General features: G+C 67.9%; 17 protein-coding genes. 6 read left to right on the forward strand and 11 right to left on the reverse strand.

Annotated features, from left to right (window positions below; genetic code table 11):
* Together FXN61_RS26935 and FXN61_RS26940 are read right to left on the reverse strand one after the other, a co-directional pair.
* The coding region (locus FXN61_RS26935) for an acyl-CoA synthetase (RefSeq protein ID WP_167976818.1) at positions 1 to 1,221 on the reverse strand (1,221 nt) is incomplete at its 3' end.
* Between the two features lie 4 nt (positions 1,222 to 1,225).
* On the reverse strand, positions 1,226 to 2,512 hold the full coding sequence (locus FXN61_RS26940; RefSeq protein ID WP_167976819.1) for an SLC13 family permease: 1,287 nt from the start codon (positions 2,510 to 2,512) through the stop codon (positions 1,226 to 1,228).
* Positions 2,513 to 2,636: 124 nt separating this feature from the next.
* Between FXN61_RS26940 and FXN61_RS26945 the strand changes: the two genes are divergently transcribed.
* A complete protein-coding gene (locus FXN61_RS26945) occupies positions 2,637 to 3,338 on the forward strand; it encodes a FadR/GntR family transcriptional regulator (protein ID WP_167976820.1) in 702 nt (233 codons plus the stop codon).
* A 64-nt stretch (positions 3,339 to 3,402) separates the two neighbouring features.
* Here the strand turns inward: FXN61_RS26945 and FXN61_RS26950 are convergent, their stop codons facing one another.
* Positions 3,403 to 6,423, reverse strand: a complete 3,021-nt coding sequence (locus FXN61_RS26950; RefSeq protein ID WP_167976821.1) for a TIM-barrel domain-containing protein — start codon at positions 6,421 to 6,423, stop codon at positions 3,403 to 3,405.
* A gap of 181 nt (positions 6,424 to 6,604) precedes the next feature.
* Here FXN61_RS26950 and FXN61_RS26955 point away from each other — a divergent pair, with 181 nt between their 5' ends.
* Positions 6,605 to 7,537 (forward strand): glycoside hydrolase family 6 protein, encoded by a 933-nt coding sequence (locus tag FXN61_RS26955; protein WP_167976822.1) that lies wholly within the window; start codon positions 6,605 to 6,607, stop codon positions 7,535 to 7,537.
* 45 nt (positions 7,538 to 7,582) lie between these two features.
* Here the strand turns inward: FXN61_RS26955 and FXN61_RS26960 are convergent, their stop codons facing one another.
* The 3 genes from FXN61_RS26960 to FXN61_RS26970 all read right to left on the reverse strand — a co-directional run bounded on the left by FXN61_RS26960 (position 7,583) and on the right by FXN61_RS26970 (position 9,756).
* Positions 7,583 to 7,984, reverse strand: a complete 402-nt coding sequence (locus tag FXN61_RS26960; RefSeq protein ID WP_167976823.1) for an SsgA family sporulation/cell division regulator — start codon at positions 7,982 to 7,984, stop codon at positions 7,583 to 7,585.
* Between the two features lie 99 nt (positions 7,985 to 8,083).
* Positions 8,084 to 9,025, reverse strand: a complete 942-nt coding sequence (locus FXN61_RS26965) for a pirin family protein (RefSeq protein ID WP_167976824.1) — start codon at positions 9,023 to 9,025, stop codon at positions 8,084 to 8,086.
* An 89-nt stretch (positions 9,026 to 9,114) separates the two neighbouring features.
* Positions 9,115 to 9,756, reverse strand: a complete 642-nt coding sequence (locus FXN61_RS26970) for a TetR/AcrR family transcriptional regulator (RefSeq protein WP_167976825.1) — start codon at positions 9,754 to 9,756, stop codon at positions 9,115 to 9,117.
* 153 nt (positions 9,757 to 9,909) lie between these two features.
* Between FXN61_RS26970 and FXN61_RS26975 the strand changes: the two genes are divergently transcribed.
* Positions 9,910 to 10,830, forward strand: coding sequence for an SDR family oxidoreductase (locus tag FXN61_RS26975; RefSeq protein ID WP_312878016.1), 921 nt, complete (start codon positions 9,910 to 9,912; stop codon positions 10,828 to 10,830).
* 684 nt (positions 10,831 to 11,514) lie between these two features.
* Here FXN61_RS26975 and FXN61_RS26985 read toward each other — a convergent pair.
* Complete coding sequence (locus FXN61_RS26985; protein ID WP_312878017.1) at positions 11,515 to 12,300, reverse strand: oxidoreductase; 786 nt, start codon at positions 12,298 to 12,300, stop codon at positions 11,515 to 11,517.
* Positions 12,301 to 12,753: 453 nt separating this feature from the next.
* Positions 12,754 to 13,266, reverse strand: a complete 513-nt coding sequence (locus FXN61_RS26990; RefSeq protein ID WP_246292060.1) for a TetR/AcrR family transcriptional regulator — start codon at positions 13,264 to 13,266, stop codon at positions 12,754 to 12,756.
* Between the two features lie 236 nt (positions 13,267 to 13,502).
* Between FXN61_RS26990 and FXN61_RS26995 the strand changes: the two genes are divergently transcribed.
* Positions 13,503 to 14,276, forward strand: coding sequence for an ion transporter (locus tag FXN61_RS26995; protein WP_167976828.1), 774 nt, complete (start codon positions 13,503 to 13,505; stop codon positions 14,274 to 14,276).
* On the opposite strand, the gene FXN61_RS54600 is transcribed toward FXN61_RS26995, so the two are convergent.
* The 3 genes from FXN61_RS54600 to FXN61_RS52785 all read right to left on the reverse strand — a co-directional run bounded on the left by FXN61_RS54600 (position 14,176) and on the right by FXN61_RS52785 (position 18,422).
* Positions 14,176 to 14,826 carry a TetR/AcrR family transcriptional regulator gene (locus FXN61_RS54600; RefSeq protein ID WP_312878018.1) on the reverse strand — a complete coding sequence of 217 codons (651 nt, stop codon included), beginning with the start codon at positions 14,824 to 14,826 and terminating at the stop codon, positions 14,176 to 14,178. The genes FXN61_RS26995 and FXN61_RS54600 overlap by 101 nt on opposite strands.
* Positions 14,813 to 15,649 carry an alpha/beta fold hydrolase gene (locus FXN61_RS27005; protein WP_167976829.1) on the reverse strand — a complete coding sequence of 279 codons (837 nt, stop codon included), beginning with the start codon at positions 15,647 to 15,649 and terminating at the stop codon, positions 14,813 to 14,815. Before FXN61_RS27005 ends, FXN61_RS54600 begins: the two co-directional genes overlap by 14 nt.
* 82 nt (positions 15,650 to 15,731) lie before the next feature.
* Positions 15,732 to 18,422, reverse strand: a complete 2,691-nt coding sequence (locus tag FXN61_RS52785) for a right-handed parallel beta-helix repeat-containing protein (RefSeq protein ID WP_246292061.1) — start codon at positions 18,420 to 18,422, stop codon at positions 15,732 to 15,734.
* A 510-nt stretch (positions 18,423 to 18,932) separates the two neighbouring features.
* Here FXN61_RS52785 and FXN61_RS27015 point away from each other — a divergent pair.
* Both FXN61_RS27015 and FXN61_RS27020 read left to right on the forward strand, forming a co-directional pair.
* Positions 18,933 to 19,787, forward strand: coding sequence for a geranyl diphosphate 2-C-methyltransferase (locus FXN61_RS27015; protein WP_167976831.1), 855 nt, complete (start codon positions 18,933 to 18,935; stop codon positions 19,785 to 19,787).
* On the forward strand, positions 19,787 to 20,851 hold the full coding sequence (locus FXN61_RS27020; protein WP_167976832.1) for a family 2 encapsulin nanocompartment cargo protein terpene cyclase: 1,065 nt from the start codon (positions 19,787 to 19,789) through the stop codon (positions 20,849 to 20,851). The genes FXN61_RS27015 and FXN61_RS27020 overlap by 1 nt, the downstream gene beginning before the upstream one ends.
* The last annotated feature ends 21 nt before the right edge of the window (positions 20,852 to 20,872 follow it).

The raw sequence follows: 20,872 nt of genomic DNA on the forward strand, positions 1-20,872 counted from the left end.
GTCGGGTTCGCCCGTCACCGCCACCTCGGCCACCGCGGGGTGCTCCAGCAGGGCGTTCTCGATCTCGCCCGCGCCGATCTTGTAGCCACCGCTCTTGATGATGTCCGTCGCCTTGCGCCCGACGATGCGGTAGTAGCCGTCGGCGTCGCGCGTCCCCACGTCGTCGGTGCGGAACCAGCCGTCCGCGAACGCCTCCGCGGTGGCGTCCGGCCGGTTCAGGTACTCGGTGAACAGGTTCGGCCCGCGGACCTGGATCTCGCCGATGGCACCGGTTTCGTCGAGCGTCACGCCGTTGTCGTCGACGAGCCGCACCTCAACGCCGGGCAGCGGCACGCCGACCGCGCCGGGCCGGCGGTCGCCGTCCGCGCGCACGCTGGTGTTCATCAGCGTCTCGGTCATGCCGTACCGCTCGACGACCCGTTGCCCGGTCGCCGCGGCGATGCGCTCGTGGTCGCGCACCGGCAACGCCGCCGAGCCCGACACGAGCAACCGCGCCTGACGCAACGCCGAAGCGAGCGAAGGGTTCTCACCGACCTCCTCCGCGATGCGGTGGTACATCGTCGGCACGCCGAACATCATCGTGCCGTCGCCGGAGAGCGCCTGCGTGACCTCGTCGGTGGAGAACTTGCCGAGGTGGTGCAGCGTGCCGCCACGTCGCAACGGGCCGAGCACGCCGAGGATCAGCCCGTGCACGTGGAACAACGGCAACGCGTGCACCAGGACGTCCGAAGAAGTCCATTGCCACGCCTCCGCGACCGCGTCCAATGTGGACACGATCGCCCGTCGCGGCAGCACCACGCCCTTGGGTGATCCGGTGGTGCCGGAGGTGTAGACGATCAACGCGGGCGTCTCGGCGTCCGGTTCCGGTGGAAGTCCGGCCGTGCCGCCGTCGAGCGTGACGTCCAGGCGGGGCACGGATCGCAGACCCTCCGGCAGCCGCGCACCAGGAGCCGCGAGCACGGTGGCGGGCGTGCTGTCCGCCACGATGTGCGCGAGTTCGCGTTCGCCGACCTTCGGGTTCAGCGGCACGGTCGGCACCCCGGCGAGCAGCGCGGCGACGACCGCGACGCATGTCTCGATGGTCGGCGTTGCCCAGACAGCCACTCTCGGGAGGCCGTTGAGCTGCCACGCCAGGGCTCCCGCGCAGGACGCCAGCTCGGCGTGGGTCAGGGTGTGGTCGCCGAAGCGGAGCGCGACGCGGTTCGACTGCAAGACGAACATCAACTCACCAGATTCCGGGGACGACGAGGGCGAGCCAAACCAGCGGCGGCGCTGCCGCGACCATGATCCCGCCGTAGACCATGAGCTGCTTGAAGAACTTGTCGCGGTCGACGTCCTGCGCACCGGCCAGCACGAGCGCGCCGTTGGTGGAGAACGGACTCACGTCGACCACGGTCGCGGACACCGCGAGCGCCGCGATCAGCCCGACCGCGCTGACGTCACCGAGCAGCAGGAACGGCACGGCCAGCGGGATGAGCGCGCCCATGATGCCGACCGACGAGGCGAACGCGGACACGATCGCGCCGATGTAGCAGATCAGCAGCGCGGCGATCAGCGGAGCACCGACACCCGCAACGGAGTTGCCGGCCCAGGTGATCGTGCCCATCGCCTGCAGCACGCCGACGTAGGTGAGGATGCCGCAGATCAGCAGCACGGTCGGCCAGGTGATCTGGGTGATCGCCTGCTTGCTCTGCTCCGGCCACACCACGCTGAGCAGCACCGCGACCGTGATCGCGGCGAGACCGACGTCGAGGTCGAACACCAGCGCGGCCACCACCAGCGCGGCCAGCCCGGCGAGCGTGGCGATGCGGGGTGCAGTTAGCGCGACCCGTTCCTCGACCTCCACATCCGCGCTGTCGCCTCCGCCACCACCAGTGCGCACGAGCGCCGGTGTCTGGACGGACTGCCGCGCCAGCTTCATGCCGCCGAGCACCACGAAGACCACGGTGGCGATCAGCAGGTTCACCACGGCGCTGGCCAGGAACAGGACGATCTCGTTGCCAGGCAGGCCCTCCTTGGCGACGATGCCGTTGACGATCGTGCCGTAGATGCTGATGGGGGAGAACCCGCCGGCCTGTGCGCCGTGCACCACCATGACGCCCATCAGGAGCGGGCTGATCTTGTACTTCGCGGCGAAGCCCATCGCGATCGGTGCGACGATCGCGACCGCGGCCGGGCTCACCGCACCGATCGCCGTCAGCACACCGGTGATCGCGAACATCACCCACGGCATCAAGGCGATCCGCCCGCCCACCAGCCGGATCGCCATGTGCACCAACCAGTCCGTGGTGCCGTTGGCCCGTGCGATGGCGAACAGGAACGTCACGCCGACCAGCACGACGAACAACGAGCCGGGGAAGCCTTTGAAGATGTCGTCGGTCTTCATGTCCGCGACCAGCGTCCCGACCCCGAAGGCCGCGGCGAACGCCAGCGCTCCCATGTTGATCGACCGGGTCGTGGCGATGACGAAGACCACGACCAGCACGAGTATCGAGATCAGTTCGGCGGACATGGGCAGGGCTCCCGTCGTTGGGTGGTCCCAGTGGCTAAGTGGCTCAGCCACTTTCCGCCCACAGTCCACCGGCTGTCAAGAGGTGGCCTAGTGGCTGAGCCACTTGACCGGATAAGCTGGACCCATGTCCGAGGCACTGAGGCCGATGGTGAAGTCCCGCCTGTACGAGCAGGTGCTCGAACGTCTGCGCGCGTACGTGAGCGAGGCCGGGCTGAGCGCGGGGGACAAGCTGCCCGCCGAACGCGACCTCGCCGCGAGCCTCGGGGTGAGCCGCGCGTCGGTGAAGCAGGCCATCGTGGTGCTGGAGGTCCAGGGCCTGGTCGAGGCACGTCACGGCGGTGGCACCTACCTGGTCCGCGACACCCTCGACGTGGAACCGGTCGAGCAGCTGGTCGAACGCCGCAAGCGCCTCCCCGAGGTGCTGGAGGCGCGCGAGGCCCTGGAGACCAAGCTCGCCGAGCTCGCCGCCGAACGCCGCACCGACGCCGAGCTGGAGGACATCCGGCAGGCGCTGGACTACATGCGCGACGAGATCGCCGGGGGCGAGAACGGCGTGGAGGGCGACCGCCGCTTCCACGCCGCCGTGACCGCCGCCGCGCACAGCTCGTTGCTCGCCGACTTCATGAAGACGATCGCCGCCCAGATCACCGAGAGCCGCACCGAGTCGTTGCGCCAGCCGGGTCGTCCGTCCCGTTCGCTGGCGCAGCACACGGCGATCTACGAGGCGATCGCGGCGAGTGACGCGAAGAAGGCTGCGGCCGCCATGCGCAAGCATGTCCGCACCGTCGCGAAGGTCCGGCTGCTGACCTGGGTGCCAGAAGACTGACTGGTGTTGGGCGTCTGCAAGTACTACCTACTGCGAGTTGGTAGTACTTGCAGACGTCGGCTGATCAGCGGAGGTTGATCACCACCCGTTGATGGGCCGACTTGTTCAACGCCTGGACGGTGCGGGTCGACCCGTCGGGGTTGTGCACGACGACGGTCCAGTCCCGTTTGGACACCTTGCCGGGGAACCAGCCCTTGGCCGGATGCACGGTGACGGTGCCATCGGACTGGGTGATCCGCGTACGCGCCGACAGCTTGCGGCCGTTGTCCTCGTACAGCGTGAACTCGCCCTTCGCGCCCGCGGTCACGTGCACGGTCAGTTTGTCAGCGGGGTTCTTGACGTCGTTGGTGACGTTGCCGCTGCGCTCGACCAGCATGCCGCCCGCGCGCAGGAACACCGGCATGGTGTCCCAGCCCGCGCTGACCGTCGCCCACGTGTTGCCCTGGTACGTGCGGCCGGTGAAGTAGTCGGTCCACTGTCCCGGCGGGAACCAGACCCGCGTCTCGCCGACGTCGCCGGGCGTGGTGATCGGCGCGACCAGCACGTCGGGGCCCAGCATGAACTGACTGTCCACTGTGGAGTAAGCCTCCGGACTGCCAGGATGCTCCAGATAGGCAGGGCGCACGACCGGTACGCCGGTGCGATTCGCCTGCTCCGCCAGCGTGTAGATGTACGGCACCAGGCGTTCACGCAGGTTCAGGAACTTCGTCGCCGAAGCCTGCGCCGCCGGCCCGTACTGCCACGGCAGCCGGTCACCGTGGTTGCTGTGCAGCCGGGTGATCGGCTGGAACGCGCCCAGCTGCACCCAGCGCGCGTACATGTCGTCCGGCAGCTTGGTCGTGTACCGCACCTGGCCGTTGTCCAGGTAGGTCTCCGACCCGCGCAAGCCGGTGGTGTCGTTGTGCCCGCCGATGTCGTGGCTGATCGCCGACATCCCCGTCGACACCGCCTCCGCCGAGGTGTAGCCGATGGTCGCCTTCAACGCGCCCCAGGTCGACGACGTGTCGCCCGTGAAGTGCAGGGTGGTGCGCTTCTCGGCCCACGGCCCGGTCGGCAACGGACCGGAACCGCTGTAGCCGCCCGCCTGCAGCGAACCGAACCCGCGCGAGAACGCGAACCCGCCCAGCTTCGCGTACTGCTCGTTGATCCACGAGTCCGGCGTGACCCCGCGCAACGACGATCCCGAGCCGTCGCAGCACCAGTCGAGCCACCAGAAGTCGGTCGGCATCGTCCGGTGCAGCTCCAGGTACGCGCGCAGCTGGTCCGGATCGGCCCAGTCGAACACGTAGCAGTCGTTGCACGAACCCTTGGCGAGCTTGCCCTTCGCGGTGGCCTGCGCCTGGGCGAAGTCGGGATCGGTGCCCTGGATGCTCGGGTGGATGTTGAGCGTGCTGTGCAGCCCCTCGCCGTGCACCCAGTCAAGGAACCCCTGCGGGTCGGGGAACTTCGACTGGTCCATCCGCCAGCCGTTCCAGGTGTTGTGCGCCTTGAAGTCCGTGTCGACCACCAGGACGTCCAGCGGCACACCGTTCTGCCGGAACGCGGGCAGGATCCGGTCGCGGTAGTCCGCGGCGGTCCGGTCGATGTACTCGGAGTACCAGACGCCGTAAGCCCAGCGCGGCAACAACTTCGGTCCGCCGGTGAGCTGCGCGAGGTCACCCAGCGCGGTCTTGAAGTCCTGGCCGTAGCCGAACACGTAACCGTCCTGGTACGGCTGTGCGCCCCGATCCACCCGCGGCGTGCCGTTGAGGAGAGCGGAAGTCGTGTCGTCCAGCAGATACCAGCCGTCGCGATGCAGCAAGCCGGGGTAGAGCCGCGGGTCGCCGCTGTTGCCTGTGTAACCGTCGAGCGAGCGCCGATACCCGCCGAGCGGCAGGTGCTGTGTCGCGTTGTTGATCCCGATGGTGTCCAGGTTGACGTGGCAGCCAGTGGCCGGACACGTGACGGTGAGGTCGGAAGTGCCTGCGGGCAACGGGATCTGGGCTGTCGCGGTGGCCCAGGTGGTCCAGTTCGCCGTGGTCGGCAACGTGACCGCCTGCCCGTTGATCAGGACGGTCCGCGGCTCGTGCTTGCCGTCGCCACCGGTTCCGTTGGCGTAACGCAGATGCACCGCGTAGGTGCCCGCCGCAGGAACTCCGGTCACGCGCTGGCTCAGCCGCGTGCCACCGACCAGTTCCGCGACGAACCCGGTGCCCGCGAAACCGACGTGCTCGTCGGCGATCTTGGCCGCACCGCCGATGGCGCCGTTCTCGGCCTCACAGCTGGTGCCGAACCGGCAGTCGTCCACCGCCCGATCAACGGGATAGGGCTGGCCGGAAGTGAGCAGAGCCAGGCTGTCAACGTTGACATTGCCCGAATCGGCGGCACCCCGCGTCAGGGCGACGCGGTGCTCGCCGGCCGACAGGTCGACCTCCGTCTCGACCTGCTTCCACTCACGCCAGTCCGCGGTCGCCGGCAATGTGATCTGCCTCGGTGCCTGCCCGTCGACGCTGAGACCGAGCGTGCGGCTCTCGTGCTTGCCGTCGCCACCCCGCCCGTTCGCGTACTTCACGACAAGCCGGTGCTTGCCCGCACCGGTCGCGCGCACGGTGGCCGTGATGCCGTTGTTGGTGTAGGAGAACCCGGCCACGAAGCCCGCGCCGGTGTGGCCGGGATGCTCCGCCGCGACGAGCACGCCTTCTCGGTGCTGGTCCTCGGCTTCACAGAGCTGCCCGGTCGCACAGACCACCCGCCGCCACGGTGACGCGGTCGTGCCCGCCGTCTTGAGCTCGAGGTTGTCCGCGCGGAACGGTCCGGAGCCCACGCGATAGCGCAACGTCATGGCCGAGGTGGTGATGATCAGCCAGCCGTCTTCGACCCGCGAGCGGTAGGCCGTGCGGGGGAAGGTGCGATTTACAACGTTGTAAGTTGAGGCGTTCTCGAATCTGCGATCCCCGGCGTACTCCGTGCGCACCAGGGTGGGGGAGAGGATCTGGAACCTGGCCTGCCCCGAGACGACAGTGCCGGTCGGCTGGGCTGTCGCGGGGGCGGGAAGGACCAGGCTCAAAAGTGCTAGCAGGGGGACGATCGTCGTGCGTTTCCGCATCCGTGCTCCTCGTCTGACGCCGTCGGCTTCCGAGGTGTTCAAGTACATGAACGCCTCTCACCTTGGCCTGACGGTGTTGAGCGATCAAGAGGCCAGATGCCCGATGAGTCACGCCGCCGAACGGAGTCCGGTTCAACGGCGGCTAACCGCCCCTTAAGCGCACCGCGCCAGCCTGCGAGCCATGATGAGAGCACTCGCGCTGGCCCTGCTGGCCGTCGTGGCGACCGCCCCGGCCGCGCACGCCGCCAGCCCCGTCGGCATGACCGACGGCTTCTACGTCGACCCGAACTCCAACCCCGCCGTGTGGGTGCGCGACCACGCCGGCGACGGCCGCCAGGCCGCGATCAAGGCGAACATCTCGAGCAAGCCGATCGCTCGCTGGTTCGGCAACTGGAGCGGCGACATCAAGCCCGCGGTGTCGTCCTACGTCGGCAAGACGGGGACGAAGCTGCCCGTTCTGGTGGCCTACAACATTCCTGGCCGTGACGCGTGCGGTGGCCACTCCGGCGGCGGTGCCGGAACGCCGGAGGCCTACCGGAACTGGATCAGGGCGTTCGCGGAGGGCATCGGCACACGTCCGGCGGTGGTCGTCATCGAGCCGGACTCGCTGGCGGACTTCAACTGCATGGACAACGCCAAGATCGCCGAACGCACCGCGATGATCAAGTACGCCACCGAGCAGTTCAAGGCCAAGGCGCCCAACACGTGGGCCTACCTCGACGCGGGCAACGCCCAGTGGGTGCCCGCCGCCACCATGGCTTCCCGCCTCGACTCCGCGGGTGTGCGCAACGTTCGCGGGTTCTCGATCAACGTGTCGAACTACCACACCACCGCCGCCTCGACCACGTACGGCAACGCGGTCAGCGGCGCGCTGCCCGGTTACACCAAGCCGTACGTGATCGACACGAGCCGCAACGGCAACGGGCACAACGGCGAGTGGTGCAACCCCGGCGGCCGCAAGCTCGGCACGCCCCCGCGCACCGGTGGCGGCGCGGAGATGTTGTTGTGGGTCAAGGTTCCCGGCGACTCGGACGGGCGATGCGGCAAGGCGCCGAACGTCGACGCCGGCAAGTTCGACCCGCAGCTCGCCTACGACCTGGTGTACGGCTACTGACGAACCCGGCTGACCAGGGCGTGCGCCTGCGCGTCCTGGTCAGCCTCAGTCGAGGAGCTTGCGCATTTCGGCGTCGAAGTCGAAGTGGTCGTGCTCGCGTCCGGGGGCGACCACGTCGTAGGTGGAGTTCAGGAACTCCTGCAGCTCGGAGGAGCGCACGTGGAACACGGCTTCCGAGACGTCCGACCGAAGTTCGAGGACGGCGGTCGTCGAGTTGTGGGGACGCAGGCGCACGTCACCGGCGCCGCTGGTGGTGATCAGGCCGTCGGCGAGCAGGTCGCGGCTGACGAGCCACACGGTCTCCTGGCGTCCCATGCGGAACGTCATGGTCACGGCGTGCGGGTCGTCGGCGCGATAGCCGAGCTCGACCTCGACGGGCATGGGGCGACCGGAAGGAGCGATGAAGGCGAAGACGGACTCGGCGCCCACTCGTGTCACGTTCGTCATGCCCCCTAAGACGCGCGGCAACCTCCGTGGATGCCTCGCTCAGGAAATGCGATCGGAACGTGATTTTCAATGGCTGTGAAGTATGACTTTTGACAACAGTCACACGGGGTTGCCGCGCGGACGCAGACGGCCACCGGGCAGCGGCGGTGCGGGCAAACGGACGCCGTCGTAACCCTCCACCCGGCCGAACCTGTCGGTCTCCGCCTGCCATTCGTCTCGATAGGCGACGATCTCGTCGTGCGTGCGTCCGACGAAGTTCCACCACATCACGATGTCCTCGCCGAACGGCTCACCGCCCAGCAGCACAACCCTTGCGCCGTCCCGAGTTGACAGGGTCAGCGTTGATCGGCCGGTGCCGGCGTACCCGAGCTCGCCGGGAGTGAGAGCGGTCTCCTGGATCGTCAGGTCGCCGGTGTCGACGAGCACGCCGTGCTCGAACTCCGGGGCCACGGCGAGCTCGATCGTTGCCCCTGGGGGCAGGACGATCTCGGCGCCGAGCAACGGTGTGAACGTGGTCACAGGTGAGGTCGAACCGGCCAGCGAACCGAGGAAGACGCGGATCTCGGCGCCGCTCACCGTCACGGTCGGCGGCGCGTAGTGCTGGAAGTCGCGCGGTGCGTCGCGGTGGGCGTCCGGCAGCGCGAGCCACAGCTGCACGCCGTGGAGCACGGTCGACGAGTCGGTGGACACCTCGGAGTGCGCGATGCCGCGGCCGCCGGTCATCAGGTTCAGCTCACCCGGCCGCACGAACGCGTGCACGCCGAGGCTGTCGCGGTGCTCGATCTCGCCGGTGAAGAGCCAGCTGACCGTCTGCAGCCCGGTGTGGGGGTGCGGTGCGACGTCCATCCGGACGTCGTCCGGGCCGTAGTGGTCGCAGAAGCACCACGCGCCGATGAGCGAGCGCTGCTTCTGCGGCAACGTCCGGCGCACCGACATCGCTCGTGGGCCGCCCAACGGCACGTCGCGCGGCGCCAGCACCTCGACCGTTCCTGGCGTGGAGGTGCACGTCACTTCTGCGGGCTCGGCCTCGACATTGCTCACGGGTCCGATCGTAAGCTGGCGCGGGGGTGGTTGTGGATCTTCGCGCCGCGCCGGTGCAGAGACTCCTGAAGGGATCCAGGCCTGTGTGATCAGGGCTGATCGCTGATGGCCCGGTAGGCCGCGATGAACAGGGTGTAGGACAGGTCGATCAGTTCTTCGACGGTGGCGTTCTGGTGGCCGAGCGTCCAGTCAACGAGGAGTTCGTTGACCCCGCCGACCAGGCTCATCGCGGTCATGGTGAGCCGGCTGGAGGAGGCTTCCTGGTCGGGGAGCGGTCCGACGACGGCGGCGATCAGTGCAGCGAATTCGTGCAGGACCTCCCGGCGGCGCACTTCGAGGCGAGGGCTGGCGCCCACGACCTCGATGAGCACCACGCGGGCCATGCGGGCGTCGCTGGTCAGTGTGCGGATGAACGCATCGAGGCCGGCGCGCAGCTGGGCGTCGACATGGGGCGCGGCAGCGGCTACGGCCTGGTCGGTTTCGGCTCTGATCGTGGTGACCAGGTCGTTGTAGACGCCGACGAGGAAGTCTTCGCGGTCGCGGAACGACTCGTAGAAGTAGCGCTCGGTCAGTTCGGCGTGCGAGCAGACCTGCTTGACGGACACCGAGGCGTATCCGACCGTGCCGAACAGGTCCAGGCCCGCCTGGACGAGCCGGGTGCGGCGCTCCTGCTGTCGTTGCGCCGCATCGCGTCCGCGGTAGCGCCGCCCGGCGGTCTCGGTGCCGGTCATGTTCTCCCTGTCGTAGAGGTGTTGACATCGGCGTGCCCTGAACTGACACTCTAGCTTGTCAGTTCATCTGACACGACATAGTGTCAGATGCGCGTGGGGCCGCCTGCTCCTCGGCGTTCCGCCTCATGCTCAGCGCAGGGAAGGGGCTCGACCGTGGCAGCACGGCCCAGGTACCCGTACACGTTCAGCCGGAGAGACCGCGGCGGGCTCCCCAGCGCAAGACCGCTGACCGGCCGAGTGATCGCGGTGACCGGGGCGGGCCGCGGGATCGGGCGTGCCATCGCGGTCCGGCTCGCCGCGGCCGGAGCCGCCGTGGCGATCGGTGATCTCGATGCGGAGGTTGCCAAGGAGACGGCTGGTGCCATCGGAGGCGTGCATCCCGGTGGCCGACTGCTCGGGCTGGCTCTCGACGTCACCGACACCCCTTCGTTCGAAGACTTCCTACGCACCGTCGAGACCCAGCTGGGGCCGATCGACGTACTGATCAACAACGCCGGAATCATGTGGGTGGGCCCCTTCGCGGAGGAACCGGAACAAGCCGCGCTGCGCCAGTTCGACGTCAACGTCCACGGCGTGCTGCGTGGGATGAAACTCGTGATCCCGGGGATGCGGAAACGCGGTCGCGGCCACGTCGTCAACATCGCCTCGGCCGCCAGCAGGGTCGCCCCGGCCGGCGAGGCGACCTACGCGGCGACGAAGCACGCCATCCACGGCTACAGCACAGCCGTCCGCGCCGAGCTGCGCGGCACCGGCGTGCACGTGTCCTTGGTGATGCCCGGCGTCGTGGACACCGAGCTGGCCGTGGGTACCGCGACCGGCCCCACCCGACGCTTGACGACAGGTCAGGTGGCCGACGTGGTGCTCGACGTGGTGCTGCGCCCGCGGTTCGAGGTCTTCATTCCACGCCAGATAGCCGCCTTGACCTGGTTGGCCGCGCTGCTGCCCGGCCGTGCCCGCGACGCCCTGCATCGCCTCCTCGTCCCAGACCAGCTCGCCGCCCTGTCCGACCGGTCGGTCCGCGCGGCCTACGAACAGCGCACCCGGACCGCCCGCAATCCCGAGGATGAGCCGTGACCACTCCGCCCAAGCTGGTGCCCAGCACGAAGAACGCCCAGGACGCCGCCGCTCCGCGTCCCATCCCCGAATTCGACGGTGTCCACGACGTGTGGCCCCGCGGTGACCGGCTGCGTGCCGTGCGCGACGCCGCGGCCGCCTACCGTGAGCGGTTCGTCCAGCAGGGCCGCATCCACGCCGTCCGCAGTTTCGACATCGCCGCCGCTCCGTACCCCACCCGGTTCGGCTTCCACGGCGCCGCGCTCGCCGTCAACCCGTTCGTGAGCATCGTCAACCGGATGCTCGTCGTGCAGTTCGACGGCTTCGACGGTGAGCTGAAAACACTGGTGTGGGAGCCGACCGTCGCCGCCGGAACGGCTCAAGCGCCGTTCTACGCCCAGCTCAAGCGTCTGGCGGGGGACTTTCTCACCAACCACGTCTTCGCCCGCTACTACAACGACCCGGACACCGTCCTGCCCTCCTGCGGTCTGCGACCTGAGGACGTGGACTTCGTCAGCTTCGACCACCTGCACGTCCAGGACGTGCGCATGATCATGGGAAGCACCAGCACCATTCCCGGCGTCACCGCGTTCCTCGGCGGCGCGCCAGCTCGCGACGGTGGCCGCGGCGGAGTGCAGGGTCTCGGACATGGGTCTCTCCCGGTATCAACGGCGCGAACGGGTGGGATGCGCGGGGCAGGGAATGTCAGCCGGCCAGCTTGTTCATCGTGCGGATCTGCTTGTCCACGACCCAGGCGGGAGCGAAGCGGAGCATGCGTGCGCGTCCAGCCATGGGGCCGGCGGCGTAGCGCAGTTTCGGCTTGGTGTCGGTGGCGGCTGTGACGATCGTCCTGGCGACGACGGCGGGGTCGTCACCGTCCTTGATCGCTTCCGTCATCAGGCGGTCGAAGACGTGACGCTGGTCGGCATAGGTCTGCAGGGAGGTGTCGGGCTTGGTGCTGTTGGCCTCGAATCCGGTGTTGGTGTAGGCGGGTTCGACGAGGAGCGAGCGGACGCCGTACTGCCGGACCTCGTGGTCCAGGGACTGGGAGTAGCCCTCGATCGCGTGCTTGGACGCGCCGTAGACGGCCATGTAGGGGGCGGGGATGAAGCCCTGCACTGACGAGAGGTTGATGATGCGGCCGCGTCCCCTGGCACGCATGTGCGGCAGGACCTCCTTCACCATGCGCATGACCCCGAAGACGTTGATGTCGAAGACACCCTGAGCCTGCTCGACGGAGGTTTCCTCAGCCGCGCCGATCGAGCCGACGCCGGCGTTGTTGACCAGGACGTCGATCCGCCCGAACCGGCCGATCACCTGCCCGACCACGGCGGTGACCGACTTGTCGCTGACCACGTCGAGATCGAAGAACGTCACACCCCGGAGCGGGGCGACGCGTGAGGTGTCGCGGCCCGTGCCTGCCACCTCGAAGCCCGCCGCGACCAGCGCGAGCGCGGTCTGCTTGCCGATGCCGGAGGAGGCCCCCGTCACGAGGGCCACCGGCCGATTTGTCGTCATCATGCACTCCCGAACTCGCCCGGGAAACCGATCGGTTTCCGCTCGCCGTCACTGTAAACCGATCGGTTTCCGAAGCGCAAGCTCAAGCAGAACCAAGATCTGGGGCCACGTCACCAGCTGTCTTCAGGTTGAGCTGGCCGGCGCCCGCCGGCATGGCGGCACGGGCCCGGCGAGCAGGCAGGAGAGGCGCGAGAGTGTCATCCCTGCAGTGCGATCGCAGAGTTCGCACTCAAGGGCTCACGATCACCGGGCTTCGCCTCGAGTGCTGGGGAGCGAGGGTGTGAAGTCATACGTGCCGTGCCGTTTACCTGAGACCGGCATCGGCTCGGAGAGCACATCAGTCACCGAACCTGCCAGGAAAGGCGGTGCGTCAGCGCATGCCTGCCGCATCGAGCAGGGCGGCCACGGTGGGCGCGATGAGCCCTTTCAGGTTGTCGGCGCCGATCCCCGCGCGGCACTGGCGCCATCGAAGACCAGGATCAGCTGACGGGCCAGCAGGTCGGGATCGCTCGCCCCACCCCGTTCGGCCTCGGTACGGAAAAAGTCCGTCAGTCCCCCCTTGATCCGGTGTGCCACTTGGCTCGCAGGGTGACTCTGGTCCTTCAGTTCGATCTGCACAGCCAGGTACCGGCAGCCTCGGAACTCGGGCGCACCGGCCTGCAGTTCCACCCCCCGGAAGACGTGCAGGATCCGCTCGCGGGGTGAACGGTCGTCGTCCGCCAGGGGCAGGGCTCTTGCCACGTAGGCGGAGGCCTGTTCCTCCAGGCTCGCCGCGAGCAGTTCGTCCTTGCTCTCGAACAGCTGGTACATGGAGCGCTTGGACACCCCCGCCGCCTTGCACAGCGCCTCGACGCCGATGCCCACACCGTCTCGGTAGGTGAGCGCGGCCGCCGCCTCCAGCAGCCGCTCCCGGGGACTTTGCTTCACCTTCGTGGTCATACTGCGAGGTTAACCCGATTCCATCCGGATGAAAACCGATCGGTTTACGAAGGTGTGCGTGCCGAGGCTGGAGACCTGCGATCGTGAGGCGCAGCAACGGTTCGCGAACGTCGTGGACGTGTTGGTCGCCCGCACCGCCGGCCGGCTGGAGCTGATCAACACCACCGGGTGAACAGTTGGACCGCTTCCACCGCCGATAGCAACGAAAACCCCTGTGCCAGGAGCGGTGGCTGAAGATGCTGCGCGCCCGCGTCGGCTCGGTTGTGGAGAGCAACCGGTTCCAGATGTTCATCGTCGGCGTGATCGTGGTCAACGCGATCACGCTCGGCGCCGAGACGTCGACGGTCCTGTCGGCGATGTTCGGCCCGATGCTGACGGTGATCGACCACCTCGCGCTCGCGATCTTCACGGTGGAGCTCGCGGGCCGGCTCTACGCGTCCGGCTGGAAGTTCTTCAAAGACCCGTGGAACGTCTTCGACTTCGTGATCGTGGCCATCGCGCTGATCCCGGCCGCGGGCCCGCTGTCGGTGCTGCGGTCGCTGCGGATCCTGCGCGCGCTGCGGCTCGTGGCGATGGTGCCGAGCATGCGCCGCGTCGTCACCGCGCTGGTGAGGTCGATTCCCGGTCTGGTGTCGTTGTCGGGACTTCTGCTGCTGCTTCTCTACGTCGGCGGCGTGATCGCGAGCAACCTGTTCGGGGACACCGGCGACCCGCGCTTCACCGGCCTGGGCCCGACGTTGCTGACGCTGTTCCAGATCACCACCGGCGACGGCTGGTCGGACGTGATGCGCGACCTGATGGAGCAGAAGCCGCTGGCGTGGATCTTCTTCCTGATCTACCTGATGGTCGGGTCGTTCACCATGCTCAACCTGTTCATCGCGGTGGTGTGCAGCGCGATGCAGGAGGAGATCACTTTGCCCGCACCTCGTGCGGCGGTGCACGACGACTTGCTGCTGCAGGAGGTTCGGGCGTTGCGGGACGAGGTGCGGGCAATGCGTTCCGCTGCCTAGTGTGAAGACCACCGGCCACCAAGTGGATCAGCAGGTCGTACGTCTCGTCCAGCTTTTCGGGCCGCTGGAACGCGTTCTCCGCTTCCAGGACCGCGAAGCCGTGCACTGCCGCGCGCACGCAACGGGCCGCGTGGATCGCTTCGGAGTCCTCCAAGCCGTACGCGCGCAGGGCGGCCAGCACGACGTCGACCACCCTGTCCCCGGCCTGCGCCACCATCGGCTCAGGTGCCTGGTCGAGCGCGGAGTAGCGGTGCGGATGCCCGAGGACGTAGTCGCGCCAGGCCATCATGAGCGCGCGGATCGCCTCGTCGGCGGATCGGCCGAGCACCGCCCCGCGGATCCGCTCGGCCAGGTCGTCCAGGATCCGCACCGACATGAGCGCGCGCAGCTCTGCCAGGTTGCGGACGTGCTTGTAGAGCGACGGCGTGGCCACGCCCGCGCGGGAGGCCACCGCCGCCAGGGTGAGCGCGGCGGGGCCGTCCTCGTCGACCAGGTGCAGCGCGACGTCGACCACCGCGTCCGCGGACAGCGCCGCCCTAGCCACGGGCACCGGTCTTGAGGAAAGCCAGGACCGCGGCGACCACCTCGGCGGGGAACTGCACGTGCGGGTAGTGGCCCGCCCCCTCGATCACCTCGACCCGGCCCAGCCCCGGCGGCATGGCCGCCACGATGCCCTCGCCCTCGGTGCGGGGATCGGTCCAGTCAGGATCAAGCGTTCCCTCGATGACCAGCGCGGGGCATCGAACGTCGCCGAGCAGGGCGCCGGCGTCGGTCGGCGCGGACATGCCCATCTTGCTCACCACCGCCATCCGGCCGGGCCTGCGCAGGTCGGCGTCGAGCGCGGCGAGGTGCTCGGTGAAACCCTCTGGTTTGGCGCCGGGGAAGGCGTGGTCGAGGTAGCGCTTCCACAGCCCGACGCTGCGGAACATCCCTGCTCCCATGAGCAGCGTCATGCCCTTGCGGTAGCGGGCGTTGGTGAGAAGACCGCCGAAGTCGATCTTCTGCGCGCGGGTGAACGGGCTGATCTCCACGATGGCGCTGACCAGCTCTGGCTCCTGGGCGGCCGCGATGGTGACGGAGCCACCGGTGAACGAGTGGCCCACGAGCACGGCAGGGCCACCCAGGTGCCGGACCAGCGCGAGCAGGTCGGCCGCCGAGTCGGTGCGGGTGTACGAACCCCAGCCGGTGGTGGACTCGCCGTGGCCGCGCTGGTCCACACTGGCGACGCGGTATCCCGTGCCCGCCAACAGGGTGGCCACCTCGCGGTAGGCCGCCCTGTTGTCGCCCATGCCGTGGGCCAGCACGATCAACGGCCCTTCGCCGATCACGTCGTAGGCGAGTCGTCCGCCGTCGAGCTCCAGGAACTCCGTCATGTCCATCCCCTCAGTGGCTAACTGCAATAACCACTAAGCTAATGGCATTAGCCGGTGTCGTCAACTCCGGGAACCCCCGTTGTCACGGGGTGACCGGGACGTTCGTCAATCCCTTCGTGGCACGGGTGACCGTGTTCGAGGAGTGGACGACGTTCGGGTTCGCGGAGCACTTCGACGTCGACGTGATCTTGATGGCGTACTCGCCCACGCCGCCGAGGTCGGACTTGTTGTCGCGCCAGACGTTTCCGCAGCCGTTGGCGAACGACGGCGAGGTGCTCGGGTTGTGCGTCTCGTAGCCGTTCTTGAACGTGCCCGGCGTGGCGAAGGTGCCGGTGTTGTTCTCGATGCGGTACCCGATGCCCTTGACGTCGATCCACGAGTCCGCGGAGTTCTGGCCGGAGATGCCGCGGCCGTCGAACGTGTTGCCCGAGATCAGGCCGTTGTGGGTGCCTTCCTTGACGTCGATCGGTTCGGCGGCGATGCCGGGGCCGATCTTGTTGTCGAGCACCTGGACGCGGTCGGAGCGGTCGACACCGCCGGAGTTGCCGTGGCAGGACCAGTTCGAGTTCGCCGATCCGAGGTAGACGCCCTCGCCGTAGCCCTTCTGCACCAGGCCGGTGTCGGTGATCGTGGAGTTCTTGATCACGCCGTCCGCTGACGAGCGCCGGAAGTGCACGCCCTCCTCGTCGGACCTGGTCACCTTCACGCCGTCGATCGTGACGTGGTGGGAGTTGTCCAGCACGATGCCCTTCTTGGATTCCGTGACGCTGAATCCCTTGAGGTTCCAGTAGGGCGCGTTGAACAACCACAGGCCGTAACCCGAGTCCCAGCCCGCGGTCGGCACCGGGCAGGACGGTGCCTCTCCCGACGGGCCGTCGTTGATCAGCACCGCTGACGACGGACCGGTGAGCGTGATCGGGCTGCTCGAGGTGCCGGCCTTCTGCGTGATGAACGAACCGCGGTAGGTGCCGGACGCGAGCGAGATGGTGTCGCCCGGCTTGGCGTTGGCCAGCGCGGCTTTCAGCTGCTCGGAGTTGGACACCGGAATCGTTCCCGTCGGCGGGGGCGGCTCCTCCGGCGTGCCGGAGGTGGGAACGTTCTTGAGGAACAGCGAACGAGCCGAGTCGGTCTTGGAGTTGTCCACGCCGCGACCGCCGGTGTAGTCGCGCTGCTCGTTCTTCGCCCAGTCCGCGATGGCCGTGCCGCCGATGTCGAGGTGCTTGTAGGCGCTGCCGTTCCAGCCGAACTGGTAGATCCGTTGCCGGTCGTTGTAGTAGGGCTCGTAAGCGCCGCTGGTCGACAGCTGCTTGGTCATCTCGTTGTTGAAGAAGACGTTGCGCGGCCCGGTGGCACCCGACCACTTCACAGCCTTCTTCCCTGCGCCCCACCAGATAGGGAACCAGTTCGAGTCGTCGGGCCCGCCGCCGCCTTCCTCGCCGCAGTTCGCACGGCAGTTGCCCGAGCGGTGTGCGTAGGAGACGCGAACGGTGTTGAGCTCGAACAGGTTGTTGCGCTCCCAGCCGCCGTGCAGGTTCAGGTCGGAGTCGAAGTCGTTGCCCACCACCACGTTGCCCGACGCGGACCATTGGAACGTGAAGTGCCGCAGATTGCGTGAAGTGTTGCCGGCGTAGAGCGAGTCCCACACCCGCGAGCCGCGGAAGTAGCCGTTGCCGCCCTTGCCCTTGTTCCACGAGCCGTCGAGGTGGTTGTCGACGATCTGCAGGTTCTTGGCCTCCTCGGTGACGATCGGGTGCGACCCGGTCATCTCCGCGCGGATGCCCTTGACCCACGAGTTCGCGGCCCACTTGAACACGATGCCGTGCATCTCGTCGGCCGGCGCCATGTTGCCGTAGTTGTTGACGGCCTCGGCGGGGTTGAGACTCGGCATCGCCTGCGTGAAGCCGAAGTTCTCGAACCCGACGCCGAGGACCGGGTCCACCAGCGGCGACACCTTGGAGTCGTATGTCGCCCCGTCAATCGCCGGTGAACCGTCCGAGGTGGAGTTGACGGGGACGTCGAACTCCAGCGGTTTGTCGAGCGTGACCGTGTTCGACGAGACCGAGGCGACGGTGAAGATCTGCTGGCGCATGTGCATGTTCAGCATCGGGTACGGGGTCCCGGTGGCGAACTGCTGCTCGTAGAACTTCACGGAGTTCGCGGCGCGGACGTTGACCAGCATGCCCGCCTTGATCGTGCTCGCGGACTGGACCTGGATGGTCCTGTCACCGGCCTTCGCCGCGGCGCGCACCTTGGTGCCCGCCTTCCAGTGCACGTTGATCGTGCCCTCGAAGATGTCCTTGCGGTTCTCGGGCGCCGACGCGTAGTCGCTGGCGTAGGCCGTGTGCACGCCGCGCGACTGCACCCGGAACAGGCCGCGGCCCGGCCACAGCCAGCCGCCCTTGCCCTGCCCGAACGTCATCCCGTCCTCGTCCCAGTCCGACCCGTCGGGAGTGAGCGCGTCGTACCGGGTCGTGGCGTCGGGCGTGTAGACGATCTTTGTCGCGGTCGCGCCGGCACCCCGGATGATCAGGTGGTCGGCGTCGACGTGCACCTCCTTCGACACCTTCAGCTCGCCCGCCGGCAGCGTGATGAGGCTCAGCTTCGAATAGCTCGCGGTCGGCGAACACTGCGTCCTGATGGCGTCGATCGCGCCCTGTAACCCGGCGTTGTCGTCGGCGGAGTCGTTCGGCCGGACGTTGAACTGGGACGCGAGTTCCTCTGATGTGATCTGACAGCTCGCGTTCGGGTTCAGATCATTGTTTCCCGGCAGCACGCCATTGCCGCGATACCCCGCCTTCGACCAGTCGTAGAGGCCGGAAATGGGGGAACGTCGATTGCCTGACGAGACATCCAGGCCCGTCAGTGCAGGTGCAGCCCCCGCTGTGGTCACGGGTACGGCGAGTGAACCGATTAAGATCAGCGATAACAGGGGTATGGAGGTTCGCGTCATTGATAACCCTCTTCGGCAGGGCGGGGCTATTTCTTTGTAGCCGATGGTTGCATATGTGTCAAACATTCACATTCTTGAAATAGGTATCCTGAAATGGTTTTCAATGACGCTTCATTGCCTCTTTGAACAGTTCTTGGAGCGGTGCCACCCCCGGAGGGCGGCGCCGGGCTTCGTTCCCAGGTGACCTGGAATGCCCACACTCAGGAGCGATCCGACCCACCCGTTCGTGTCCGAACCATCCCCTGAACGGTGTATCGCCGACTGGGCCGACAGCTGCAAAGGTCAAGTGCTGTTCGGCAGCGAGCGTTTCAACGAACAGGAGCACCACAGGTCATGGCGAGCCCCACTGTGAAGCCGGTTCTGCGTACCGACTACCAGCGTTCCGTCGCGGACTACTGGAACAAGGAGAAGGACCCGGTCAACATCAAGCTCGGTGAGGTCGACGGGCTCTACCACCACCACTACGGGCTCGGCGCGTACGACCCGGCGGTGCTGGAGGCCCCGGCCGAGGTGCGCGACGAGGCGATCATCGCCGAGATGCACCGGCTGGAGACGTCGCAGGCGGAGGTCCTGCTCGACCACTTCGGCGACGTCCCGTTCGGCGGCCGGCTGATGGACGGCGGCTCCGGCCGTGGCGGCACGAGCTTCATGGCCAACGCGCGGTTCGGCTGCGAGGTCGACGGCGTCAGCATCTCCGAGCAGCAGGTGGCGTTCGCCAACGGCCAGGCCGTGGAACGCGGTGTCGCAGACCAGGTCCGGTTCCACTTCAAGAACATGCTCGACACCGGCTTCGAGACCGGGGCGTTCAACGGCATCTGGACCAACGAGACCACGATGTACGTGGACCTGCAGCAGCTGTACGGCGAGTTCGCGCGGCTGATCGCGCCCGGCGGCCGGTACGTCTGCATCACCGGCTGCTACAACGACCTCACGGGTGGCCGCTCGCGTGCCGTCAGCCAGATCGACCAGCACTACATCTGCAACATCCACCCGCGCAGCGAGTACTTCAAGGCGTTGGCGGACAACGGTTTCGTGCCGATCAGCGTGGTGGACCTGACGCCGGAGACCATCCCGTACTGGGAGCTGCGCGCGAAGTCGTCGGTCGCGACCGGCATCGAGGACCCGTTCCTCACCGCTTACAAGGAGGGCAGCTTCCACTACCTGCTGATCGCCGCGGACCGCGTGTGATGCGCGATCTTCTCTCCGGGCCGTCCGGGCTGGGCACCTCCGCTGCCCGGCTCGGGCGGCCCGAGGCCGTTGCGGTGCCGCCGGAACCCGGCTACGCGGAACGCCCGTGGGGTGACGGCACGGCGCCGCCGTTGTACGTGCCGGTGGTCGAACGCGAGGACGACCGGCTGGCCGCCGCCGTGGACGAGCGGCTCATCGCGTGGGCGGGGGACTGCGGCTTCGAGGAGCCGGAACGGTTCCTGGGCGGCATGTTCGGCCGCCTCGCGGTGCTGACCCACGTGGACACCGACGACGTCGAGCAGCTGCTGATCGCCGCGAAGCTGAACGCGGCGTGGTGGGCCGCTGACGACCTCTACGCCGACAGCACCGAGATGGGCGCCGTCCCGGCCGAGCTGCCGCCACGTCTCGCGCTGGCGATGGCCGCGATGGACCCGGTCGCGCCCGCCGCCGAGTTCACCGCGGAACTGGAGGAGACGCTGGCCTCCGACCCGGTGCTCGTCGGCCTGCGGTCGGGCATCGCGCACCTGTCGTCGCGCAGCACACCGACCGTGGTGCAACGGGTCTGCTACTCGACGTTCGCGATGTTCGTGTCGTGGAGCGCCTACGCGGCCTGGCGGCACACCGGCAACTACCCGCCGGCCTGGCAGTACCTCGCGACGCGGCAGCACGACACCTTCTACACGTCGATGACGTTGATCGACGCCGTCGGCGGCTACGAACTGCAGGCGCCGCTGTACTACGACCCGCGCGTGCGGCAGCTGCTGACGTCCGCGGGCACGGCGTCGGTGATGGTGAACGACCTGGTGTCGGTGGAGAAGGACGCCGCCGACGAGAAGCCCGTCTGCAACATGGTGCTGCAGATCGCGGCGGACAGGGAGTGCTCGATCGCCGAGGCCACCGCGCGGACAGTGGAGCTGCACAACCAGCTGGTGCGCGACTTCGAGGAGGGGCACAAGGAGCTGCTGGCCGTCCCGTCGGTGGAGCTGCACCGGTTCCTGAAGGGCACCAAGGCCTGGATGGGCGGCGGCTTCGAATGGCACACCACCCACCCCCGCTACAAGTGAGCACCTGACGAGACTGTCACC

This window comes from Lentzea indica, from assembly GCF_012184385.1.
Taxonomy (GTDB): domain Bacteria; phylum Actinomycetota; class Actinomycetes; order Mycobacteriales; family Pseudonocardiaceae; genus Lentzea; species Lentzea indica.

Excerpts from the sequence above, each read along its gene's own strand:
- FXN61_RS26955 (WP_167976822.1), top strand. The coding sequence starts at position 6,605 with ATGATGAGAGCACTCGCGCTGGCCCTGCTGGCCGTCGTGGCGACCGCC.
- FXN61_RS27020 (WP_167976832.1), top strand. The coding sequence starts at position 19,787 with ATGCGCGATCTTCTCTCCGGGCCGTCCGGGCTGGGCACCTCCGCTGCC.
- FXN61_RS26960 (WP_167976823.1), bottom strand. The coding sequence starts at position 7,984 with ATGACGAACGTGACACGAGTGGGCGCCGAGTCCGTCTTCGCCTTCATC.
- FXN61_RS26995 (WP_167976828.1), top strand. The coding sequence starts at position 13,503 with ATGCTGCGCGCCCGCGTCGGCTCGGTTGTGGAGAGCAACCGGTTCCAG.
- FXN61_RS26940 (WP_167976819.1), bottom strand. The coding sequence starts at position 2,512 with ATGTCCGCCGAACTGATCTCGATACTCGTGCTGGTCGTGGTCTTCGTC.
- FXN61_RS27015 (WP_167976831.1), top strand. The coding sequence starts at position 18,933 with ATGGCGAGCCCCACTGTGAAGCCGGTTCTGCGTACCGACTACCAGCGT.
- FXN61_RS26990 (WP_246292060.1), bottom strand. The coding sequence starts at position 13,266 with ATGACCACGAAGGTGAAGCAAAGTCCCCGGGAGCGGCTGCTGGAGGCG.
- FXN61_RS27005 (WP_167976829.1), bottom strand. The coding sequence starts at position 15,649 with ATGACGGAGTTCCTGGAGCTCGACGGCGGACGACTCGCCTACGACGTG.
- FXN61_RS26950 (WP_167976821.1), bottom strand. The coding sequence starts at position 6,423 with ATGCGGAAACGCACGACGATCGTCCCCCTGCTAGCACTTTTGAGCCTG.
- FXN61_RS26945 (WP_167976820.1), top strand. The coding sequence starts at position 2,637 with ATGTCCGAGGCACTGAGGCCGATGGTGAAGTCCCGCCTGTACGAGCAG.
- FXN61_RS26970 (WP_167976825.1), bottom strand. The coding sequence starts at position 9,756 with ATGACCGGCACCGAGACCGCCGGGCGGCGCTACCGCGGACGCGATGCG.